The following is a 20,970-nucleotide window of genomic DNA, read 5'->3' as shown; positions in this document are numbered from 1 at the left end:
TACGCAGATAAGCGCGGAGTAGCGCCTCCGGGCCTGACACGCTCGCCGCGGAGAGCCCTACTCCGCGATGGTGATACCCATCGAACGGGCGGTACCAGCGATGATCTTCGCCGCGGCGTCGATGTCGTTGGCGTTCAGGTCTTCCTGCTTGGTCTTGGCGATCTCACGGACCTGGTCCATGGTGATCTGCGCGACCTTGGTGCGGTGCGGCTCGGCGGAGCCCTTCTGCACACCGGCGGCCTTCAGCAGCAGACGCGCGGCGGGCGGCGTCTTCAGCTTGAAGTCGAACGAGCGGTCTTCGTAGACCGTGATCTCGACCGGGATGACGTTGCCACGCTGCGACTCGGTCGCCGCGTTGTACGCCTTGCAGAACTCCATGATGTTGACGCCGTGCTGACCCAGCGCCGGACCGACCGGCGGAGCCGGGTTGGCCTGGCCGGCCTGGATCTGGAGCTTGATGAGCCCAGCGACCTTCTTCTTCTTCGGGGGCATCTTTCTTCCTTGGGTTAGGTTCCTTACGGATTCCCGTAAGCCTTCTCCGGACCGTGCGCCCGGGCGCGGACGCCCGCGGCACAACCCGTCAAGTCTATGCGAACGCGAAAAAGGCGGTGACACCGGCCCGGAAGAGGGCCGGGCCACCGCCCTGACGCACTTAAATCTTGGCGACCTGCGTGAAAGCCAGCTCGACCGGAGTCTCGCGGCCGAAGATCGAGACCAGCACCTTGAGCTTCTGCTGCTCGGCATTGACCTCGGAGATGCTGGCCGGGAGGGTCGCGAAGGGGCCGTCCATGACAGTCACCGACTCGCCGACCTCGAAGTCGACCTCGATGACCGGCTTCACGATCGGGGCCGCGGTGGCGGCAGCGGCGGTGGCCGGGGCGGCCTTCTTCTGCTGCGCGGCCGGGACCAGGAATTTCACCACTTCGGGAATGGTGAGCGGCGAGGGCCGCGAGGTGGCGCCGACGAAACCGGTGACACCGGGGGTGTTGCGCACCGCGCCCCAGGACTCGTCGTTCAACTCCATGCGGACCAGGATGTAGCCCGGCAGCACCTTGCGGTTGACGTTCTTCTTCTGACCGTTCTTGATCTCGGTGACCTCTTCGGTCGGCACCTCGACCTGGAAGATGTAGTCCTCGAGACCAAGGTTCTGCACGCGGGTCTCGAGATTGGTCTTCACCTTGTTCTCGTAGCCGGCGTAGGAGTGGACGACGTACCAGTCACCGGGCGCGCGCCGGAGCGCGGCCGTCATCTCGGCGACCGGGTCGGCAGGCTCGTCGGAGAGCTCGGCGGCGGGGCGGGCGGGCTCGTCCTCCTCGGCATCGGCGGCGAACTCGCCGGCCTCCGCGTCGGCGGCAAAAGTCTCGGCCTCGTCGGCGAAGCCCTCAGCGTCCTCGACGTCCGCGGTGGTCTCTTCGATCACCACGTCATCCACCGGGAATTCCTCGGTTGTGCCGTTCTCCGGGGTGCTCACTGGGGCACTCGCTTCCTTAGTCGTCACGTAATCCTCTGCGCGCCGGGACAAAACGCCCGGCGGATGGTCCCGCTCCCCGCCTCTGCCCGGGGGGCCGCTCACCGGCCGCGACGGTCAGATGCGGTCATCGTGCCGCCTAGCCGAAGAGCCAGTTGACACCCTTGATGAACGCCAGATCCAACCCGCTGATGTACGCGACGATAAAAATCACGAACACCAGGACAACGCTCGTATAGGTGACCATCTGCTTGCGGTTGGGCCAGATGACCTTGCGAAGTTCCGCGATGACTTCCTTGAGGAACTTCACCAGGCGCTTGAACGGATTGCCCGTACCGCCTCGCCCGACCTTCTTGTCCTTGCCGGACTGCTTGGTGGTTGCCTTGGCCGAGTCCGACGGTCGGTCGATCGTCGCGACGGCGCTCGACGACGCGGCGCGTGTGCGCCGGGCGGACCGCTTGCCGCTCGGCCGAGCCACCGCGGCGGTGTCATCGCCATCTTCGTGGCGAGTGTCCCGCTCGTCGCTCACGTCGATCCTCTCTACGTCGGCATCCAGGGCAGGGGCGACAGGACTTGAACCTGCAACCTGCGGTTTTGGAGACCGCTGCTCTGCCAGTTGAGCTACGCCCCTTCGGCTGGACGGGGTAACGAATCCAGCCACTGTTCCATTCAGTTGTACACGGGTTTTCACACAACACGCGCGCCGCTCCTCGGAGCAGCGCGCATCGGCTGGTGACCCCAGATTCCCGAGTGTACGTTACCCCGCGTGGCGACCGCCAATCGGGGTGTCGCAGCGTATCTCGGGTCGAGGGTCAGGCCAGCTGCACCGTTGCGGTGGCGCGGCCGAAGATCTTGCGCCCGTCGGACTTCGCCACGATGGCGACGACGGCGGTGCGGGTCTCCGGGTCCACGGACTTGACCTTGCCGGTGTACTCGATCTCCGCGGGACGGTCGCTCGGGACGTAGACGGGGCTGGTGAAGCGGACGTTGTACTCCTTGACCGCGCCCGGGTCGCCGAGCCACGAGGTGACGAAGCCGCCGCCCAGGCCCATGGTCAGCATGCCGTGCGCCACAACGTTTTCCAGGCCGACCAGCTTGACGACATCGTCGCTCCAGTGGATCGGGTTGGCGTCGCCGGAGACGCCGGCGTAGTTCACCAGATCACCGCGGGTGAGACGAACCACGCGCGGGGGCAGTTCGGCGCCGACGGTCACATTCTCGAAGCGGCGGACGTGCTTACTCGCGACGATCGTGCCGGTGGCCGCGATCTCGACCGGCGACGGGGGCGGCGGCACGTCGGCGGTGCGCGGGTGGTGCTCTGGACGCTCCTCCGGGCCGACGCCGTGCATGAGCACGTTGCGCACGGCGGCACCCATATTGGGATCGATGTCACCGCCGCTGCGGCCGATGAGGGTGGTGTAGGTGGTGAGGACCAGCTCGTCGTTCTGGGCGACCACGTCGTTGCGGGTGACGATGATGTCGCCGCCGAAGGCCTGCCGGAAGGAGTGCAGGTAGACGATGCAGGACAGCTGGTCGCCGGCCCGGATGGGCCGGTGGAACTCCAGGATCTGATCGGTCTGCATGATCTGGCTCAGGTCGTAGCCGGTGATGATCTGCTCGAAGAGCCTGCGCTGGGCCAGGATTCCGACCAGCGAGATGAAGGTGAGGGGGGCGACCAGCCCGTCGTGACCGTGGCTCTTGGCGATGTCCTCGTCCCAATGGACCGGGTGGTAGTCCTGCACCGCGCGGGCGTACTCACGCACCTTCTCGCGTCCGACCTCGTAGTAGTCGTCGACGCGGTAGTGGTGGCCGACCATGGCGGCGGCGTGTGCGGCGGGGTCGAAAACCTCGCTGGAATCGACCATGTCGGCCTCGGTGTCAATGTTGATCGTCACGGCAGGAAGTCCCTATCTGATCCCCGGAACGGGATCGGGCGAGAGCGCTGAACCACCGCTATATACGCCAAATGCCGGACCGGCGCCACTGTCTCTTTCTAAGAGACTAGGTGACTTGCCGATCCGGCACTGTCATCCACGCGGTAGATCGCGCGGGTTTAAGTTAGCGAGACTCTCGGTGCGCCCGGTGGGTACCGCAGTTCGGGCAGAATTTCTTCAGCTCGAGGCGGTCCGGGTCGTTGCGCCGGTTCTTCTTGGTGATGTAGTTGCGGTGCTTGCACTGCTCGCAGGCCAAGGTGATCTTTGGCCGGATATCAGTGGACTTCGCGGCCACGATTGCCTTCTTTCCGGTCAGCCTGATTGGGATATCAGTATGTAGCGATGGCCGGACTTGAACCGGCGACACAACGATTATGAGTCGTTTGCTCTACCGACTGAGCTACACCGCCATCTGTTGTCGGTACTGACGGCGGGAAGGTCCCGGGTCCTGCAACGAGACGCCGAGTCGGTCACCACCGGCAATCCGGCGAGCCCCCTAACGGAATCGAACCGTTGACCTTTTCCTTACCATGGAAACGCTCTGCCGACTGAGCTAAGGGGGCGTGTCTGTCTTGCTCCGGTCTCGGCCGGGGCGCTGACGACTTGAACGAGATTACACACATCCTCGCCGACTATCCAAACCGTGTGGTCAGAGGACATTTCGAACACTCGCAGGTTCGCGGCCCGGCTCGATTCCGGACTGCGGCTCGATAGACCTCCGCCCTGGAGCGGGGGAGCGAAGCGAAGCAGCGGAGAAGGGAAGAATCGAGCTTCCGGCTCCATGGACCTACGCCTCGGCCGCGAACCCGCCGGAGCGGAGCGGAGGGAGTGGAGGCCAAAAGCAAAGAGCCCCGTGGATCTTGTCCACGGGGCTCTCTGGTGGCGGATGAAGGATTTGAACCTCCGAAGCATTACGCGGCTGATTTACAGTCAGCTCCCTTTGGCCGCTCGGGCAATCCGCCGGGGTACGCCTTGCAGCGCTCCAGCAGAATACAACGAACCCACGCCCGGAATGCAAACCGGCTGGATACAGCCATGCCGAAGGGGCTAGCGTCGGCGTGGAACATCCCGAATATCCGAGTCTCGGACAGGAGAAGAGTGTGGCGGATTCGTCGTTCGATGTCGTCAGCAAGATCGATCGCCAGGAGGTGGACAACGCCCTGAACCAGGCCGCCAAGGAGCTGAGCCAGCGCTACGACTTCCGGGGCACCGGTGCGAGCATCGAATGGTCGGGCGAGGAGAAGATCATCCTCAGCGCCGAGTCGGAGGATCGCGTCAAGGCCGCCCTGGATGTGTTCAAGGAGAAGCTGATTCGCCGCGACATCTCGCTCAAGGCGTTCGACGCGGGTGATCCGCAGGCCTCCGGCAAGGTGTACAAGATCACAGGAACCCTGGTGCAGGGCATCACCACGGAGAATGCGAAGAAGATCGCCAAGAAGATCCGTGACGAAGGTCCCAAGGGCGTCAAGGCGCAGATCCAGGGCGAGGAACTGCGGGTCAGCAGCAAGAGCCGCGACGATCTGCAGGCGGTCATCTCGCTGCTGAAGGGCGGCGACTTCGATATCGCCCTGCAGTTCGTGAACTACCGCTAGTAATTGCGGTTTCCACCAGCCATCTCCTCGAGGCGGGCGATACGGTCCGCCATCGGGGGGTGGGTGGAGAACCAGCGGGCCATCCGATCGCCGTTGCGGAACGGGTTGGCGATCATCAGGTGCGACTGAGCGGTCAGCTGGGGTTCGGGGGGCAGCGGGGCGGCCTGGGTGCCGCGTTCCAGCTTGCGCAGGGCCGACGCGAGGGCCAGGGGGTCGCCGGTGAGTTCGGCGCCGTCCTGGTCGGCCTGGTACTCCCGGGAGCGGGACACGGCGAGTTTGATGAGCGAGGCCGCGATCGGGCCCAGCAGCGAAACCAGCAGGATGCCAATGATATTCGGGCCCTCGCCGTCCCGGCTGCCGCCGAAGGCGCCCGCGAAGAAGGCCAGGTTGGCCAGGCCGGAAATGACCGAGGCGAGCGCGCCGGCCACCGACGAGATCAGGATGTCGCGGTTGTAGACGTGCGACAGTTCGTGGCCCAGCACCGCGCGCAGTTCCCGCTCGTCGAGGATCTGCAGGATGCCGGTGGTGCAGCAGACCGCGGCATTGCGCGGATTGCGGCCGGTGGCAAAGGCATTCGGCGCATTGGTGGGGCTGATGTAGAGGCGCGGCATGGGTTGCCGTGCGGCCGTGGCCAACTCGCGCACGATGCGATACATGGCCGGGGCCTCCAGCTCCGTCACCGGCTGCGCGTGCATGGCCTTCAACGCCAGCTTGTCGCTGTTGAAGTAGGCGTAGGCATTCATGCCCACGGCCAGCACGATCGACAGGATCAGGATCGTGGGATTGCGGAACATCGCTCCCACGAACACGATCAGCGCCGACATCCCTACCAGCAGCCCGAACGTCTTCAACCCGTTCGCATACCCGTGACTGTGCATTTTTGCCCTCCGCTTCGCTCCGGGCGGGTTCGCGGCCCTGGAGGTCTCGTTCTTCCCTCCTCCGCTCCTCCGCTCCTCCGCTTCGCTCCCCCGCTCCGTCAGTCCAGAACGAGACGAGCCGCGAACCACGTTGCTGTGCCCATCAGGGCAGGTACACCAGATCAACGATGGATGTCACGGAGGGGTTCCCCGGGATCCTCAGCCGACGCGTTCGATGGTGTAGCGGACCAGGTGTTCCAGGGCCTCGTTGGCCGGGCCGGCGGGCAGGGCGGAGAGTTCGGCGTGGGCGATGTCGGCGTAGCCGTGCAGCTTCTCCTTGGCCAGCACCAGGCCGCGGGAGCGGGACAGCAGGTACAGGGCCTCGTCGACCTCGGCGTCGGTCTCCAGCGGGCGGGCCAGCAGCTTGCGCAGGTGGTCGCCCTCGGCGCCCTCGTCGCGCAGGGCGTAGAGGACCGGCAGGGTGTGGACGCCCTCGCGCAGGTCGGTGCCGGGGGTCTTGCCGGACTGCTCGGACACCGAGGAGATGTCGATGATGTCGTCGGCGATCTGGAAGGCGGTGCCCACGGCGTCGCCGAGGCGGGCCAGCCGCTCCACGTGGTCGCGATCCGCGCCGGAGAAGGTACCGCCGAAACGGCCGGCGGCGGCGATCAGCGAACCGGTCTTCTCCCAGACCACGCGCAGGTAGTGCTCGACCGGGTCCTGGGACTGCCGGGCGCCGATGGTCTCGCGCATCTGGCCGGTGACCAGCTCGGCGAAGGTCTCGGCGATGATGCGGACCGCGTCCGGGCCGAGGGTGGAGACCAGTCGCGACGCGTGGGCGAACAGGTAGTCGCCGGCCAGGATGGCGACGCTGTTGCCCCAGCGCGAGTTCACGCTGGGCGCGCCGCGGCGCATGGACGCCTCGTCCATGACGTCGTCGTGGTACAGGGTGGCCAGGTGCACGAGCTCCACCACGGTGCCGGCGGTGACCAGGTCGGGGCTGGTCGGGTCGGGGCCCAGCTGACCGGTCAGGATGGTGAACAGGGGACGGAACCGCTTGCCGCCGGCCTTGGCCAGGTGCAGCGCCGCTTCCTGCAGGAACTCCTCGCCGTCGGACAGCTCGGTGATCAGCAGATCCTCGACCTCGATCAGGCCCTTGCGCACGGTCGCCGCGAGCTCGGGATCGCCCAGATCCACCCCCGCGACCACGGTGCTCTCCTCGCTCACAGCTGATGCGCTCATTTCATCTCCCAGTGCCGCGTCCGACCCCACGCCAAAGAACCTAGCGTGTGGACCGATCACCCCCTATGGACACCACCGTAGTGCGACGCACGAAACACTGCTGTGTCCAATTGCCTGTGTCCAATTGCCCTCCGCTTCGCTCCGGGCGGGTTCGCGGCCCCGAGGTCTCGATTCTTCCCTCCTCCGCTCCTCCGCTTCGCTCCCCCGCTCCGTCAGTCCAGAACGAGACGGGCCGCGAACCTTTGGGCGGATCTTGTTCGGGCAGTCCGTGTCTGATTGCCCTCCGCTTCGCTCCGGGCGGGGTTCGCGGCCCTGGAGGTCTCGATTCTTCCCTCCTCCGCTTCGCTCCCCCGCTCCGTCGGTCCAGAATCGAGACGGCCGCGAACCTTTCGGCGGATCTTGTTCGGGTGGTCCGTGTTGGGGGATCCGTGGCGGAGCGGACCGCGTCGACAGCGATTGTGATGTGCTGCAAGTATTGACGCCATGCGCTCACCGGATGACGACCCGAGTATGCCGCGCCTGCAGGTCCGCGGCCCAAGCGCGGGGAGGCGGAGCGCTCGTTCCGGACTGAGCGGAGCGACGGAGCGCAGCGGAGGAGCGGAGGGAGGGAACAACGAGACCTCCAGGGCCGCGAACCCCGCCCGGGGCGGAGCGGAGGGCAAATCAGACACCGCTCTGCCGGCGCACGCCGAGGTCCTGGTGGTCGGGGCGGGGCCTGCCGGGTCCGCGGCGGCCGCCTGGGCCGCGCGGATGGGCCGGGACGTGCTGCTGACCGATTCCGCGGTGTTCCCGCGCGACAAGACCTGCGGTGACGGACTGACCCCGCGTGCCACCGCCGAACTCGAGCATCTCGGGCTGGGCGACTGGGTGCGGGCGCACACGGTCAATCGCGGCCTGCGGATGGCCGGGTTCGGGCGGGAGGCGCTGTTGCCCTGGCCGGACGGGTCGTTCCCCAGCTACGGAAGCGCCGTTCCGCGAACCGAACTCGACGACAAGCTGCGCGAGACCGCGATCAAGTCGGGCGTGCGGATGGTGGACGGGGTCAAGGTGGTGGAGGTGGCCCGCGAGGGCGACCGGGTCACCGGGGTGACCGTCAAGACCGACGCCGGCCTGCGGGCGGTGTCGTGCGACATCCTCATCGTGGCCGACGGCGTGCGCTCCCCCGTCGGAAAACTGCTGGGCCGCACCTGGCATCGCCAGTACGCGTACGGGACCGCGGCGCGCGCCTACATCAAGTCCGAGCGCAGTGACGACGAGTGGATCACCTCGCATCTCGAATTGCGGAGTGCGAACGGGGAATTGATTCCCGGATACGGCTGGGTTTTCCCGCTCGGCAATGGCGAGGTGAATATCGGCGTCGGCTCGCTGGCCACCGAAAAGCGTCCGTCGCATATCGCCTTGAAACCGCTGCTGCAGCACTATGTTTCGGAACGCCGCGCGGAGTGGGCATTCGAGGGCGAGGCGCGGGCGGTGGCGTCGGCGCTGCTGCCCATGGGCGGCGCGGTGTCGAATCTGTCCGGGCGCAACTGGGCGCTGGTGGGCGACGCGGCCGGGTGCGTGAACCCGCTCAATGGCGAGGGCATCGACTACGGTCTGGAGGGCGGGCACATGCTCGCCGGAATCCTGGACCAGCACGATCTGACCCGTATCTGGCCGGAGTTGCTGCGGGAACGCTACGGCCGCACCTATTCGGTGGCGCGGCGGCTGGCGGGGCTGGCCACCCACCCGCGCACGGTGCCGCTGGGCGGGCCGCCGATGATGCGGTCGAAGCTGTTGCAGCGCACCGCGGTCCGGGTGATGGGCAATCTGGTCACCGACGAGGACGTGGACCTGACCGCCCGGCTGTGGCGGGGTGCGGGCCGGGCCTCTCTGCGTTTCGACAAGATCCAGCCGTTCTCGTGAGCGCCCGGCCGGTTCCCGAAGAGCTGCTGCCGCATCTGCGGCGAGCGCGGGATCTGGCCGACCGGCACTACGCGGAGCGGTTGGATCTGGACAGTCTGGCGGCGGCCGCGGGGGTGTCGAAGTATCACTTCCTGCGATGTTTCGCGGCGACCTACGGCAAGACGCCCGCGGTGTATCTGGCCGAGCGCCGGATCGAGCGGGCACAGGATCTGTTGCGCGCCACCAACGTGACGGTGACCGAGGCCTGCATGCTCGTCGGCTACAGCAGTCTCGGGTCGTTCAGCAGCAAATTCACCGAGCTGGTGGGGATGTCGCCCTCGGAGTATCAAGCGAAATTCGCGGCCGAGGGCGCACCCCATATCCCGGGTTGCTACGTCTTCATGCACGGTCTCTCGGATCGGAAACCGCCTGTGTAGCAGCTATTTCGACGGCAGGACGTGAGTGCCGGTCTTGTCGGTCGAGAGCGCCAGCGAGCTGATGTACTGGATCTCGCCCTCGGGTCCCGGGACCGCCGAGGCGATCATGTCCGGGCGCTCGAATTCCATGCCGGTGACGGCGCAGGTAAGGGTCTCCCCCGACGGGTTGCCGTGCTCGTCGAACATGGGCAGCTCGATGCCGTCGTGGTCGCGGCGCAGGTAGTACTTGCCCTTGGTGAGGATCGCGGTCAGCGGGGTCGCCAGGAACGAAACCACCACGGCCACAATGGGCGAGTACGGTTTCAGGGTCTCGCCGAAGATGCCGAAGAAGGTCATGATCGACAACGCCGCCGACAGCCCGAAACCGACCAGGCCGACCGGGTTGAAGTCGTAGAGCATGCCACGCCGGAACTCCGGCTCCTTGGGCGAGATCTTCAGCACGTACTTGTTGATCGCGATATCCGTTGCGACGGTGACGATCCAGGCGATGCCGCAGTTGGCGTAGAAGCCGAGGATGCTGTTGAGGAAGTCGAACATGTTGGCTTCCATCAGGATCAACGCGATGGCCAGGTTCAGGCCGAGGAAGACGATGCGGCCCGGGTAGGTCTTGGTGACGCGGGTGAAGGAGTTGGTCCACGCCAGCGAACCCGAATACGCATTGGTCACATTGATCTTGATCTGGCTGATGACGACCAGCGCCACGGCCAGGGTCATGGCCAGCCAGGACGGCATCATGTCGCGGTAGATCTCGAGGAACTGGTGCACCGGCTGGTTGGCGATGTTCTGCGCGCCGGGCAGATTCGCGATCAGGTAGACCGCCAGGAACAGGCCGACCACCTGCTTGATGGCGCCGAAGATCACCCAACCGGGTCCGGCCAGCAGCATCCAGCCCCACCACCTCCGGGCGTTCTCCGGGGTCCGGGGCGGCATGAAGCGCAGGTAGTCGATCTGCTCGGCGATCTGTGCGATGAGCGAGAGGCAGACGCCGGCGGCCAGCAGCGCGCCGGACAGGCTCACGCCCTTGCCGTCCTGGCCGCCGTAGGACAGGAAGGTGCCGACCGAGTCCGGGTGGCGCACCAGCAGGAAGCCGAACGGCAGCACCATCAGGATCAGCCACAGCGGAGTGGTCCACACCTGCAGCTTGGCCAGGGTGTTCATGCCGTAGATGACCAGCGGGAAGATCATCACCGTGGACACCAGGTAGCCGATCGGCAGCGGCACGTGCAGGCCGAGTTTCAGGCCCTGCGCCATGATCGAACCCTCGAGGGCGAAGAAGATGAAGGTGAAGGAGGCGAACACGATGTTCGTCACCACCGACCCGTAGTAACCGAAGCCGCTGCCGCGGGTGATCAGGTCCAGGTCGATGTTGTAGCGCGCCGCGTAGTAGGCCAGCGGGAAGCCGGTGAGCATGACCACGATTGCGAAGATGCCGATGCCCAGCAGGGCGTTGCCGGTGCCGTTGGCGATGCCGATGTTCGCGCCGATGGAGAAGTCGGCCAGGTAGGCGATGCCGCCGAGCGCCGAGACGCCGACCACCGCCGGACTCCATTTGCGGTAGCTGCGGGGTGCGAACCGCAGCGTGTAATCCTCCAGCGTCTCTTTCGACGCGGCGACCGCATCGGCCGCGGGTGTTTCGACTTGAACCACCGGCACTCCTCGTTCGGGCTCGTCACGAGCTTTTTCCCGATTCGAGGGTGGTCACCGAATGTTGATCTCGGCTTTCAGATCCATTGCGCAGCTGTTACGGCAGGCTCACCGAGGTTCCGAGTGTGTGAACTCGGCTATCCGGACGCGAATCGGCCCGGCACGGAAACGCGCAATTTCGGAGAAGCCCGCGCGGGCCGGCCGTCCATAGGCTCGAGGCATGACGACCATCACCAATGTCTCGCTCGTGACCGTGTACGTGATCGATCAGACCGCCGCGAAGCAGTGGTACATCGAGAAACTGGGTTTCGTGGAGGCCAGCGATGTGACCATGGGCGACAACGGCTTCCGCTGGGTGACCGTGGTGCACCCGAACCATCCGGAGCTGGAGATCACGCTGATGATCCCCGGTCCCCCGCTGGACGACAATCTCGCCGAGGCCATCCGGCGGTCCATGGCCAACGGCACGCACGGCGCGCTGGGCCTGCGAACCGACAACTGCCAGAAGGCCTTCGAGGAACTCACCGCCAAGAACGTGGAGTTCGTGCAGCCGCCGTCGGAACGCCCCTACGGCGTCGAGGCCATCATCCGCGACAACTCCGGCAACTGGCTGGTCCTCGTCGAACCCCGCGAATTCGACCCCGCCACGGCCCAGTTCGGCCCACAGTAACCAATCACCGACAGTAAGCCGGACGAGCGACGACGCCTCTCGAATGACCGCTGAACGTTCGCTCGATGATGACCGCTGAACGTTCGCGGCCCGGCTCGGTCTGGACTGCGCTCCGCCTCCCCGCGCTTGGAGCGGGGGAGCGAAGCGGAGGAGGGAAGACCGAACTTCCGGCTCCATGGGCCTGCGCCTTGGCCGCGAACCCGCCCGGAGCGAAGCGGAGGGCAATCGAACACCTCCCGTGGATGCGGGACCACCCCCGCATCCACGGTTTACCGGGATCAGGCGATCTGCGCGGCGAACCAGGATTCGACGGACTTGCGCTCGCTGTTGATGATCCTCTTGAACAGGTTCTCGACCAGCGGTTCGATGGCCCCGCCGACCAGCGGGACCTTCACGTCCACCGCGCCGGTGGCCTCGATCTCGGAACCTCCGGCGATGGGTCGCAATTCGAACGTGCCCGCCAGATTGGTGGTGATGCCGCCCGAGCGGCCGCTGAAGGCACCCTTGGCGACGCCGTCCGCGAGCGGGCCCCAGGTGTCGGTGCGCTCGAGCATGAGCTCGCTCTTGAGAACCTTCTTGACGATGCCGGGAATCTGGTCCTCGGACACCTTCTCGGTCATGTGGATCCGGATGGTGCCTGGGCCGTCCGGGTGGGTGAGCTCGAGTGTGGCGGTGGTCGCCTCGGCGAAGCGGGCCTGCCACATCTCGTCATTGGTCAGTGCCCGGTGAAGCTCTTCGACCGGAACGCTGTACTGCACGGTGAAGCTGAATTTTCGGGACATGGCGAAGACCGTAGTCCAGCGATGGAATAGCCTGCTGAAGTGTCGGAAACTAGCCAGTCTCATAGCGCTGAACAGCGGCGGGCGGTTCGGTTGCGGCGGGCTCGGATCGGGGTCGTGATCGCCGCGGCCACCATCAGCTTCCTGGCCGTGCTGCTGGTGCTGGCGGCCTGGCGCGACGACCACCTGATCAACTCCGACAAGGGCGTGACCAGCGCCGAAGTCCTCTCGGCGGGCACGCTGCGGTCCGCGGTCATCTTCGTGACGCCCGACGGCGAGACGCACAATCCGAAGACCGGGGTGCTGTACCCCACCAAACTGACCGTCGGCGAACGCATCAATGTCGAATACCGGCGCAGTGATCCCGATCTCGTACGCGTGGCGGGTCGCGATGCGCGTGTCGCGATCATCCCGGCGCTGTCGGTCATCGTGGTCTCCTGGGCCGTCGCCATTCCCGCGCTGTGGTTGCTCGGCTCGCCCCCGACCCGGTGGCTGGGCGCGCTGCGGGCACGGCTGCGAACTAGGCTGCGGCGGTAGAAGAACCCGGCCACCACCCACAGGTTCGCGGCCCGTCTCGATTCTGGACTGCGGCTCCACAGGCCAGCGCCTTGGAGCGAGACGGGGAGCGAAGCGGAGGAGCGGAGGAGGGAAGAATCGAGACCTCCGGGGCCGCGAACCCGCCCGGAGCGAAGCGGAGGGCAAAATTAACAGAGCATCGTTTCGGGCCCAGCTGGACAAGCAGCCGCGCGACGTCGCGTCCATGTTCGACGGTGTCGCCAAGCGGTACGACCTGACCAATTCGGTGATCTCCGTTGGCCAGGACAGGTATTGGCGCTGGGTGACGCGCAAGGCACTGGGCCTGCGGCCCGGCGAGCGGGTGCTGGATCTGGCGGCGGGGACCGGCGTCTCCACCCTGGACCTGTCCAAGTCGGGCGCGTGGGTGCTGGCCGCGGACTTCTCCCAAGGCATGCTGTCGGCCGGACGGCACCGCAATGTGCCCATGGTCGCCGCCGACGCCATGGCACTGCCCTTCGCCGACGACTCCTTCGACGCGGTGACCATCGCCTACGGCCTGCGCAATGTGGCCGACCCGGATCTGGCGCTGCGCGAGATGCTGCGCGTCACCAAGCCCGGCGGGCGGCTGGTGGTGGCCGAGTTCTCCACACCGACCTGGGAACCCTTCCGGACCATCTACATGGAGTACCTGATGCGGGCGCTGCCGCCGCTGGCGCGCGCGGTCTCCAGCAATCCGGACGCCTACGTGTATCTGGCCGAGTCGATTCGGGAGTGGCCGAACCAGCCGCAGCTGGCGCTGCGGATCGCCGACGCCGGGTGGTCCTCGGTGCAGTGGCGCAATCTCTCGGGCGGGGCCGTGGCCCTGCACCGGGCGTACAAGCTGGGCTGAGCGGAACCGAGTCCGGAGCGCTGACCTGTGGCATTGCTCACGGCAGCGTCCCGACCTGGGCCTCACGGTCACGAAAGACGGCTGTGAGGTGGATTGTCATCTGGCGATAACGTTCGGTAAATCCACTGCAACCCGGGGTGGCTTAACTCGGAACCATGCCGGAACAGCCCACTCCCCCGACGAGCACCCGGACCGCGTGCTCGTACTGCGGGGTGGGCTGCGGCATCACCGTCGAAACCAAGACCGGGACACACGGACTGCCCGCGATCGCCAAGGTGAAGGGCGACAAGGACCACCCGGTCAATGCCGGGCGGCTGTGCACCAAGGGCAATACGCACGCCGAACTGATGGCCGCGCCCGGCCGCATGGAGACCGCCTACCGCCGGCCCGAACGCGGCCAGCCGCCGGTGCCCATGCCCGTCGACGAGGCGATTCACGAAGCCGCACAGCGGCTTCGCGTGATTCTCGACACAGACGGACCGGACGCCATCGCTCTCTACGTGTCCGGCCAGCTGTCGATCGAGGCCCAGTATCTGGCCACCAAACTCGCCAAGGGCCACCTGCGCACCGTGCACATGGAGGCCAACTCGCGGCTGTGCATGGCCAGCGCGGCCAGCGGGTACAAGCTGTCGCTGGGCGCGGACGGGCCGCCCGGGTCCTACGACGACCTCGATCATGCCGACCTGTTCTTCGTCATCGGCGCGAATATGGCCGACTGCCACCCCATCCTGTTCCTGCGCATGGCCGACCGGCTCAAGGCGGGCGCCAAGCTGATCGTGGTGGATCCGCGGCGCACCGACACCGCGGCGCGCGCCGACCTGTTCCTCCAGATCAAGCCGGGCACGGATCTCGCGCTGCTTAACGGGCTGCTGCACCTGCTGGTCGAGAACGGCGACATCGACGCCGAATTCATCGCCGAGCACACCGAGAACTGGGCGGGCATGCCCGAGTTCCTCGCCGCATACACCCCGTCGATGGTGTCCGAAGAAACCGGCATTCCCGAGGCCGACATCCACACCGCCGCCGCCTGGATCGGCGCGGCCGGCGAATGGATGTCGCTGTGGACCATGGGGATCAACCAGTCCACGCACGGCACCTGGGCCAGTAACGCCATCATCAACCTGCACCTGGCCACCGGTGCCATCTGCCGGACCGGCAGCGGGCCCTTCTCGCTCACCGGGCAGCCCAATGCCATGGGCGGGCGCGAAATGGGTTACATGGGACCGGGATTGCCGGGACAACGCAGCGTGCTCGCCGACGCCGACCGGGCCTTCGTGGAGGCCGAATGGGGGCTGGCGCCGGGCACCATTCGCGCCGAGGCCGGGCCCGGCTCCATCGAGATGTTCCGGGAACTGGCCGACGGGAAGATCAAAGCCTGCTGGATCATGTGCAGCAATCCCGTTGCCTCCATGGCGAATCGGCGCACCGTCATCGCCGGGCTGGAGACCGCCGAGCTGGTGATCGCCCAGGACGTGTTCACCGACACCGCCACCAACGCCTACGCCGACCTGCTGCTGCCCGCCACCCTGTGGGCCGAGGCCGACGGGGTGCAGGTGAACTCGGAACGCAACCTGACCCTGCTGCAGCAGTCGGTGGAGCCGATCGGCGACGCGCGTCCGGACTGGCAGCTCATCGCGCAGGTCGCGACGGCGCTCGGCTTCCCCGGGTTCGAATACGCCTCCAGCGCCGAGATCTTCGACGAGATCCGGCGATTCGCCAACCCGGCCACCGGCTACGACCTGCGCGGCATCGACTACGACGGGCTGCGGGCCGGGCCCGCGCAGTGGCCGTGCCCCGATCCGGCCCAGCGCCGCAACCCGATTCGCTACCTGAATGACGGGGTCAGCCAGACCCCGCACACCGACGAGCACGGGCACACCCCGCGACTGGCATTCGCCACACCCAGCCGCAAGGCCGTGTTCTGGGCGCGCCCGCACCTGCTGCCCGACGAGATGCCGGACGAGGATCACCCGTTCGTGCTCAATACCGGCCGCCTGCAACACCAGTGGCACACCATGACCAAAACCGGGAAGGTGGCGAAACTGACCAAGCTCAATGGCAAGCCCTTCCTGGAAATCCACCCCGGGGACGCCGCCCGCCTCGAGGTGCACGCGGGCGACCAGCTCGAAATCACCTCCCGCCGCGGCCGCGCCGTGCTGCCCGTCCAGGTGAGCGACCGCGTCCTCCCCGGCACCTGCTTCGCCCCGTTCCACTGGAACGACGAGCAGGGCGAATACCTGACCATCAATGCCGTCACCAACGACGCGGTCGACCCGATCTCCCTGCAACCCGAGTTCAAGGCCTGCGCGGTCCGGCTGCGGAAGGTGGCGGCCCTGACCGCGGCGGCGCCCGATGGCGCCGGCAGCGAGGGCGGGCTGACCGGCCGCGTCGCCGATGCCGGCGGCCGCCGCGCCGCGCACGCCGACCCGTCGTCCGCGGACCGCTATCCGGTCGGGGCGGGTAGTGGCTCCGGCCTCACCGGTTCGGTGCCGGCGGGTTTCGGCGCACCGTTCATCGCGGGCTCCGGGGAACCCGACCGGTCGGCTGCTGTCGCCCCCGGTACCGCGAGCGGACCGCATCCCCTGGCGCTCATGCTCGGGTTGGAGACCGGTGTCGCACCGACGCTGACCGAGACCGAGCGCATCTATCTCGGTGGATATCTCGCGGCGCTGCAGAGCCTGCCGGTCAGTGGCGTCCCGGTGCTGCCCGAGACCGCGCCGATCTCGGAGCGCAGCCGGGTGTGGATCGACGGACTGCTGGGCGGCATGTATTCGCGTGGGGCGCAGCACTACTCACCGGCGCTCGACGGTGCAGTGGGCGGCAGCCCGTCGGACACCACGGGTGCGGCCACGACCGCGGCGACCCGCACGGTGACCGTGCTGTGGGCGTCGCAGACCGGGACGGCGGAGGAACTGGCCGCCGCCCTGGCGACCTATCTGGCCGATTCGGGATCCACACCGCGCCTGCTGGACATGGATTCCGCCGAACTGTCCGACCTGACAGGTGATGTGCTGGTCATCAGCAGCACCTTCGGCGACGGCGGACCGCCCGACAATGGCGCGGACTTCTGGGAACGCCTGAACGACAGCGCGATCCGGCTGACCGGCATGCGGTACGCGGTCTTCGCGCTGGGCGATTCCTCGTACGACGACTTCTGTGGCCACGGCCGCAAACTGGACGAACTGTTCGAGAAGCGCGGAGCCACCCGCCTGTTGCCGCGCGTCGACAGCGAACCCGATCACGAGGACCTGTCCGCGGCCTGGTTCGACGCCGTGGCCGACATCCTCGCCCAGATCGCGGACCACGCCGCCACGTCGGCTGGTTCGGGACCGGACGACGGTTCCGCCGGTGGAGCCGGCACCACACCGGGCCGCGGCAGCAATCTCGACCGGTCGGGCGGCGTCACCGGGTTCGGCGGGCCCGCAGCGGGTGTTCAGAATTCGGATGGTTCGGCCGCCCGGCCCGGCGATGTGCCGCCGGGGTGGGGTTCCCCGGGCTTCGGCCCGAATTCCACTCCCACGGGCGGTGATGGCCGACATGGCGCGGCCGGGTCGGCCCGGCCGCACCGGTCCGATGCGATCACGCCGGGGTCCACCGCACCGCGGGCCGGATCCGGCACGATCACCGGCCTCGCGCCGGGGCGGCGGACACGCGCGACCGCCGCCGCGCCTTTCACACGGAATTCGCCGGTACTGGCGAAATTGGTCCGCAATGAACTGCTTTCGCGGGACGGTTCCGGAAAAGAGGTACGGCAGTTCGGTTTCGATCTGAGTGATCCCGAGGCGACCTACGAGGTCGGGGATTCGCTCGGGGTGCGGCCCGCGAATTGTGAAGCGCTGGTGGCGGAGTGGCTGGCGGTAACCGGTCTGGAGGGGCGGCGGCTCATCGAGGTCGAGGACGGTGAGGTGGCGCTGGCCGAGGCGCTGCGGACGCGCTACGACATCACGCGGGTGAGCACGGATCTGCTGTCGTTCGTGGCCGAGCACAATGCCAGCCCGTGGCTGGCCAAGCTGCTGCGCCGGGACAATCGCAATGAGCTGGACGGGTATCTGTGGGATCGGCAGGCGGTCGACGTGCTGCGCGATTTCCCGGTGCGGGCCGATCTGGTGGAGTGGCTGGGCACGCTGAAAAAGCTGCAGCCGCGCCAGTATTCGATTTCGTCGAGTCCGCTGGTGAGTCCGCGCGAGGTGCAGCTGACGGTCGGCGTGGTGCGCTACGGCGACCCGGCGGCCATCGGTTCGGCGGCTCGGCGCGGCGGGGTGAGCTCGACGTTCCTGGCCGATCGCGCCCACGCGGAGGTGCCGATCTTCCTGCAGCGGGCGCCGCATTTCCGGCCGCCGCTGGATCCGAACGCGCCGATGATCATGGTCGGTCCGGGTACCGGTATCGCGCCGTTCCGCGGTTTCCTCCAGGAGCGCCGTGCCCTCGGCTGCCGGGGTCGCAATTGGCTGTTCTTCGGCGATCAGCACGCCAAGGACAATTTCTATTACCGCGCCGAACTCGAGGACATGTTCCGTTCGGGATTCCTGACCCGGCTGGATCTGGCGTTCTCCCGGGATCAGCGCGAGCGGATCTATGTGCAGCACCGGATGATCGAGCATGGCGCGGAATTGTGGGCGTGGTTGCGCGAGGGCGGTCATTTCTATGTGTGCGGTGACGCCGCGCGCATGGCCAAGGATGTGGACGACACCCTGCTGAAGATTGCCCGCATTCACGGCAAGCTCAGCGAGGACGGCGCGCTGGCATTCAAGAAGCAGCTGGTGGCCGAGAAGCGCTACGTACGCGACGTGTACTGATCCGGTTGCCCGCCGCGGCATCGGTCCGCCGATTCCGGCCTCCACAAATGTGAAACTGTGGTATTTGTAACTCGCCTGTCCAGGCTCATGTGGATGGGCGGGCCGTCACCGGGGCGGTTGCCAGGAACGCTGAGGGCAGGTGCCTTGAACCGTCGTACCAGTCGAGCCACCGGACGATTGACGGTGGCGGTGCTCGCGACCGTCGCCGCACTGGGCTTGTCGGGCCCCGTACCCGCCGTTGCGGACGATCCCACCGCACCCGGCGTCTCGGTCCCGGACATGAAGACCGACGACGGCTCCTTCATCAAGAGCGTGGCCGTCACCGACGACCGCCACGTCACCTTCACCGTCTACTCCGCCGCCATGAACCAGACCTTCCCGGTCGACGTGCTGCGCCCGGCGGATGCCTCCGAGCCGCGCCCCACCCTCTACCTCCTCAATGGCGCCGGCGGCGGCGAGGACGCCGCCACCTGGCAATTGCGCACCGACGCACTGGATTTCCTGAGCGACAAGAACATCAATGTCGTGCAGATCATCGGCGGCAGATTCAGCTGGTACACCGACTGGCTCCAGCCCGACCGCGCGCTGGGGGTCAACAAATGGTCGACCTACCTGGGCAAGGAATTGCCGCCATTGATGACGGCCGCACTGACCAGCAGTGGCAACAATGCCATCGCCGGCATCTCGATGGCCGGTCTGCCCGTACTGAATTCGGTGATCTTCAATCCCGGGCTGTTCCGTAGCGCGGCCGTGTACAGCGGCTTCTTCCAGACCATCACGCCGATGGCCCGGGAAGCCATCAAGATGGTCACCGAGCTCTACGGCGGCGGCAAGGTCGAGAACATGTGGGGCCCCGAGGGCGGACCACTGTGGGTGGCCAACGACCCCACCCTCAATGCCGAGAAACTGCGCGGCACCAACCTTTTCATCTCCACCGGCAACGGCATTCCGGGCGCCTTCGACATGCCCGGTGCGCGCGGCCGGATGGAAGCGCCCGCGGACACTCCCAAGACCGTGGCACTGGGCTCCCTCATCGAAGCGAATTGCGAACTGTCCACGGCGATTCTGCAGAAACGCCTGGAATCCCTGAACATTCCGGCGACATTCGAGTTCCGCGGCAGCGGCACCCATATCTGGGGTTACTGGCAGGACGACCTGAAGACCTCCTGGCCGGTGCTCGCGCAGGGACTCTTCCCGAACCCGTGAACCCTTACACCGCCGGCGGATTGAGCCGGGCAAAGTCCGGGAGCCGGTAGTACGGGTAGTAGGGATAGGGCGGGGTCACCGCGCTCGCCTTGTCCAGCCGGGCGAGCTGGTCGGCGTCGAGACTCCAGCCGACCGCTCCGAGATTCTGGCGCAGCTGTTCCTCATTGCGCGCGCCCACGATGACCGTGGCCACGCTCGGCCGGCGCAGCAACCAGTTCAGGGCGATCTGCGGGACCGTGCGACCGGTTTCGGCGGCGATCTCGTCGAGGACGTCCACGACGTCGTAGAGCAGTTCGTCGCGCACCGGCGGGCCCGCCTCGGCCGTGGTGTGCAGGCGGCTGCCGGCCGGAAGCGGTTGTCCGCGACGGATTCTGCCGGTGAGACGGCCCCAGCCGAGCGGACTCCAGACCACCGCGCTCACCCCTTGATCCAGGCCGAGCGGCATCAGTTCCCACTCGTAATCACGGCCGACCAACGAGTAGTAGACCTGGTGCGCGACATAACGCGGGAAGCCGTACCGGTCCGCGGCGGCAAGGGATTTCATGAGCTGCCAGCCCGCGAAATTGGAGGCGCCGACATAGCGGATCTTGCCGGAGCGCACCAGCTCGTCGAGCGCCGCCAGCACCTCCTCGACCGGCGTGCCCGCGTCGAAGGCGTGCAGCTGGAACAGGTCGAGGCGATCGGTGCCGAGCCGCCTCAGTGAGCCCTCGACCGCCGAGACCAGCCGGGCGCGACCGGATCCGGCGTCGGACGGGCCGGGACCGGTGGGCAACGAGGCCTTGGTGGAGAGCAGCAGCTGATCGCGGCGGCCCCGGATCGCCTCGCCCAGCACCTCTTCCGAGGCGCCGTCGGAGTAGACGTCGGCGGTGTCGAACAGGGTGACGCCCGCGTCCAGGCTGATGTCCACCAGGCGACGGGCCTGCCGGGCGTCGGTATCACCCCAGGCGGAGAAGAGTTCGCCGCGGCCGCCGAAGGTGCCCGCACCGAAGCTCAATGCCGGAACCAGCAGACCCGAGGCACCGAGCCGACGGTATTCCATGACCATACTCCTAACGGAAC

General features: G+C 67.0%; 18 protein-coding genes and 4 tRNA genes. 8 read left to right on the top strand and 14 right to left on the bottom strand.

What is annotated here, in order from left to right:
* Positions 1-57 precede the first annotated feature (57 nt).
* The 9 genes from rplK to ACIRRA_RS25300 all read right to left on the bottom strand — a co-directional run bounded on the left by rplK (position 58) and on the right by ACIRRA_RS25300 (position 4,364).
* A complete protein-coding gene (gene rplK, locus ACIRRA_RS25340; RefSeq protein ID WP_402772644.1) occupies positions 58-492 on the bottom strand; it encodes a 50S ribosomal protein L11 in 435 nt (144 codons plus the stop codon).
* Positions 493-652: 160 nt separating this feature from the next.
* Positions 653-1,471, bottom strand: coding sequence for a transcription termination/antitermination protein NusG (gene nusG, locus ACIRRA_RS25335; protein WP_402772641.1), 819 nt, complete (start codon positions 1,469-1,471; stop codon positions 653-655).
* Between the two features lie 136 nt (positions 1,472-1,607).
* Complete coding sequence (secE, locus tag ACIRRA_RS25330) at positions 1,608-1,997, bottom strand: preprotein translocase subunit SecE (RefSeq protein ID WP_402772638.1); 390 nt, start codon at positions 1,995-1,997, stop codon at positions 1,608-1,610.
* A gap of 29 nt (positions 1,998-2,026) precedes the next feature.
* Positions 2,027-2,099, bottom strand: a tRNA-Trp gene (locus ACIRRA_RS25325).
* Between the two features lie 181 nt (positions 2,100-2,280).
* Positions 2,281-3,333 carry a fused (3R)-hydroxyacyl-ACP dehydratase subunits HadA/HadB gene (locus ACIRRA_RS25320; RefSeq protein WP_402772863.1) on the bottom strand — a complete coding sequence of 351 codons (1,053 nt, stop codon included), beginning with the start codon at positions 3,331-3,333 and terminating at the stop codon, positions 2,281-2,283.
* A gap of 193 nt (positions 3,334-3,526) precedes the next feature.
* A complete protein-coding gene (gene rpmG, locus ACIRRA_RS25315; RefSeq protein ID WP_029925945.1) occupies positions 3,527-3,697 on the bottom strand; it encodes a 50S ribosomal protein L33 in 171 nt (56 codons plus the stop codon).
* A 42-nt stretch (positions 3,698-3,739) separates the two neighbouring features.
* Positions 3,740-3,812 (bottom strand) — tRNA-Met (locus ACIRRA_RS25310).
* An 80-nt stretch (positions 3,813-3,892) separates the two neighbouring features.
* Positions 3,893-3,965: transfer RNA gene (locus ACIRRA_RS25305), tRNA-Thr, on the bottom strand.
* Positions 3,966-4,279: 314 nt separating this feature from the next.
* A tRNA-Tyr gene (locus ACIRRA_RS25300) sits at positions 4,280-4,364 on the bottom strand.
* A gap of 138 nt (positions 4,365-4,502) precedes the next feature.
* On the opposite strand from ACIRRA_RS25300, the gene ACIRRA_RS25295 reads away from it, so the two are divergent.
* Positions 4,503-4,994 (top strand): YajQ family cyclic di-GMP-binding protein, encoded by a 492-nt coding sequence (locus ACIRRA_RS25295; RefSeq protein WP_354850771.1) that lies wholly within the window; start codon positions 4,503-4,505, stop codon positions 4,992-4,994.
* Here the strand turns inward: ACIRRA_RS25295 and htpX are convergent.
* Positions 4,991-5,872, bottom strand: a complete 882-nt coding sequence (gene htpX, locus ACIRRA_RS25290) for a zinc metalloprotease HtpX (protein ID WP_402772634.1) — start codon at positions 5,870-5,872, stop codon at positions 4,991-4,993. The two genes, ACIRRA_RS25295 and htpX, sit on opposite strands and share 4 nt — an antisense overlap.
* Before the next feature lie 198 nt (positions 5,873-6,070).
* Positions 6,071-7,093, bottom strand: a complete 1,023-nt coding sequence (locus ACIRRA_RS25285; RefSeq protein WP_402772631.1) for a polyprenyl synthetase family protein — start codon at positions 7,091-7,093, stop codon at positions 6,071-6,073.
* A gap of 675 nt (positions 7,094-7,768) precedes the next feature.
* Between ACIRRA_RS25285 and ACIRRA_RS25280 the strand changes: the two genes are divergently transcribed.
* A complete protein-coding gene (locus tag ACIRRA_RS25280) occupies positions 7,769-8,995 on the top strand; it encodes a geranylgeranyl reductase family protein (RefSeq protein WP_402772861.1) in 1,227 nt (408 codons plus the stop codon).
* The gene (locus ACIRRA_RS25275) at positions 8,992-9,411 is read left to right on the top strand and encodes a helix-turn-helix transcriptional regulator (RefSeq protein ID WP_402772628.1); all 420 of its coding nucleotides are present in this window, start codon (positions 8,992-8,994) and stop codon (positions 9,409-9,411) included. Before ACIRRA_RS25280 ends, ACIRRA_RS25275 begins: the two co-directional genes overlap by 4 nt.
* 3 nt (positions 9,412-9,414) lie before the next feature.
* Here the strand turns inward: ACIRRA_RS25275 and ACIRRA_RS25270 are convergent, their stop codons facing one another.
* Positions 9,415-11,058, bottom strand: coding sequence for a purine-cytosine permease family protein (locus ACIRRA_RS25270; protein WP_402772625.1), 1,644 nt, complete (start codon positions 11,056-11,058; stop codon positions 9,415-9,417).
* 217 nt (positions 11,059-11,275) lie between these two features.
* On the opposite strand from ACIRRA_RS25270, the gene ACIRRA_RS25265 reads away from it, so the two are divergent.
* A complete protein-coding gene (locus ACIRRA_RS25265; RefSeq protein WP_357011277.1) occupies positions 11,276-11,725 on the top strand; it encodes a VOC family protein in 450 nt (149 codons plus the stop codon).
* A gap of 278 nt (positions 11,726-12,003) precedes the next feature.
* Here ACIRRA_RS25265 and ACIRRA_RS25260 read toward each other — a convergent pair whose 3' ends face one another.
* Positions 12,004-12,507 (bottom strand): DUF2505 domain-containing protein, encoded by a 504-nt coding sequence (locus tag ACIRRA_RS25260; protein WP_402772622.1) that lies wholly within the window; start codon positions 12,505-12,507, stop codon positions 12,004-12,006.
* Positions 12,508-12,546: 39 nt separating this feature from the next.
* Between ACIRRA_RS25260 and ACIRRA_RS25255 the strand changes: the two genes are divergently transcribed.
* The 4 genes from ACIRRA_RS25255 to ACIRRA_RS25240 all read left to right on the top strand — a co-directional run bounded on the left by ACIRRA_RS25255 (position 12,547) and on the right by ACIRRA_RS25240 (position 19,911).
* Positions 12,547-13,041 carry a DUF3592 domain-containing protein gene (locus ACIRRA_RS25255; protein ID WP_402772619.1) on the top strand — a complete coding sequence of 165 codons (495 nt, stop codon included), beginning with the start codon at positions 12,547-12,549 and terminating at the stop codon, positions 13,039-13,041.
* 166 nt (positions 13,042-13,207) lie between these two features.
* Complete coding sequence (locus ACIRRA_RS25250; protein WP_402772858.1) at positions 13,208-13,909, top strand: demethylmenaquinone methyltransferase; 702 nt, start codon at positions 13,208-13,210, stop codon at positions 13,907-13,909.
* Between the two features lie 155 nt (positions 13,910-14,064).
* Entirely contained in the window at positions 14,065-18,705 is a 4,641-nt protein-coding gene (locus tag ACIRRA_RS25245) for a molybdopterin-dependent oxidoreductase (protein ID WP_402772616.1), read from the top strand.
* Between the two features lie 144 nt (positions 18,706-18,849).
* A complete protein-coding gene (locus ACIRRA_RS25240; protein WP_402772613.1) occupies positions 18,850-19,911 on the top strand; it encodes an alpha/beta hydrolase in 1,062 nt (353 codons plus the stop codon).
* A 4-nt stretch (positions 19,912-19,915) separates the two neighbouring features.
* On the opposite strand, the gene ACIRRA_RS25235 is transcribed toward ACIRRA_RS25240, so the two are convergent.
* Positions 19,916-20,950 carry an aldo/keto reductase gene (locus ACIRRA_RS25235; RefSeq protein WP_402772611.1) on the bottom strand — a complete coding sequence of 345 codons (1,035 nt, stop codon included), beginning with the start codon at positions 20,948-20,950 and terminating at the stop codon, positions 19,916-19,918.
* Positions 20,951-20,970 lie beyond the last annotated feature (20 nt).

The organism is Nocardia sp. NPDC101769 (genome assembly GCF_044766925.1).
Classification (GTDB): Bacteria; Actinomycetota; Actinomycetes; order Mycobacteriales; family Mycobacteriaceae; genus Nocardia.
The sequence above is the reverse complement of the archived record's forward strand: the minus strand, read 5'-3'. Positions and strand labels throughout refer to the sequence as shown.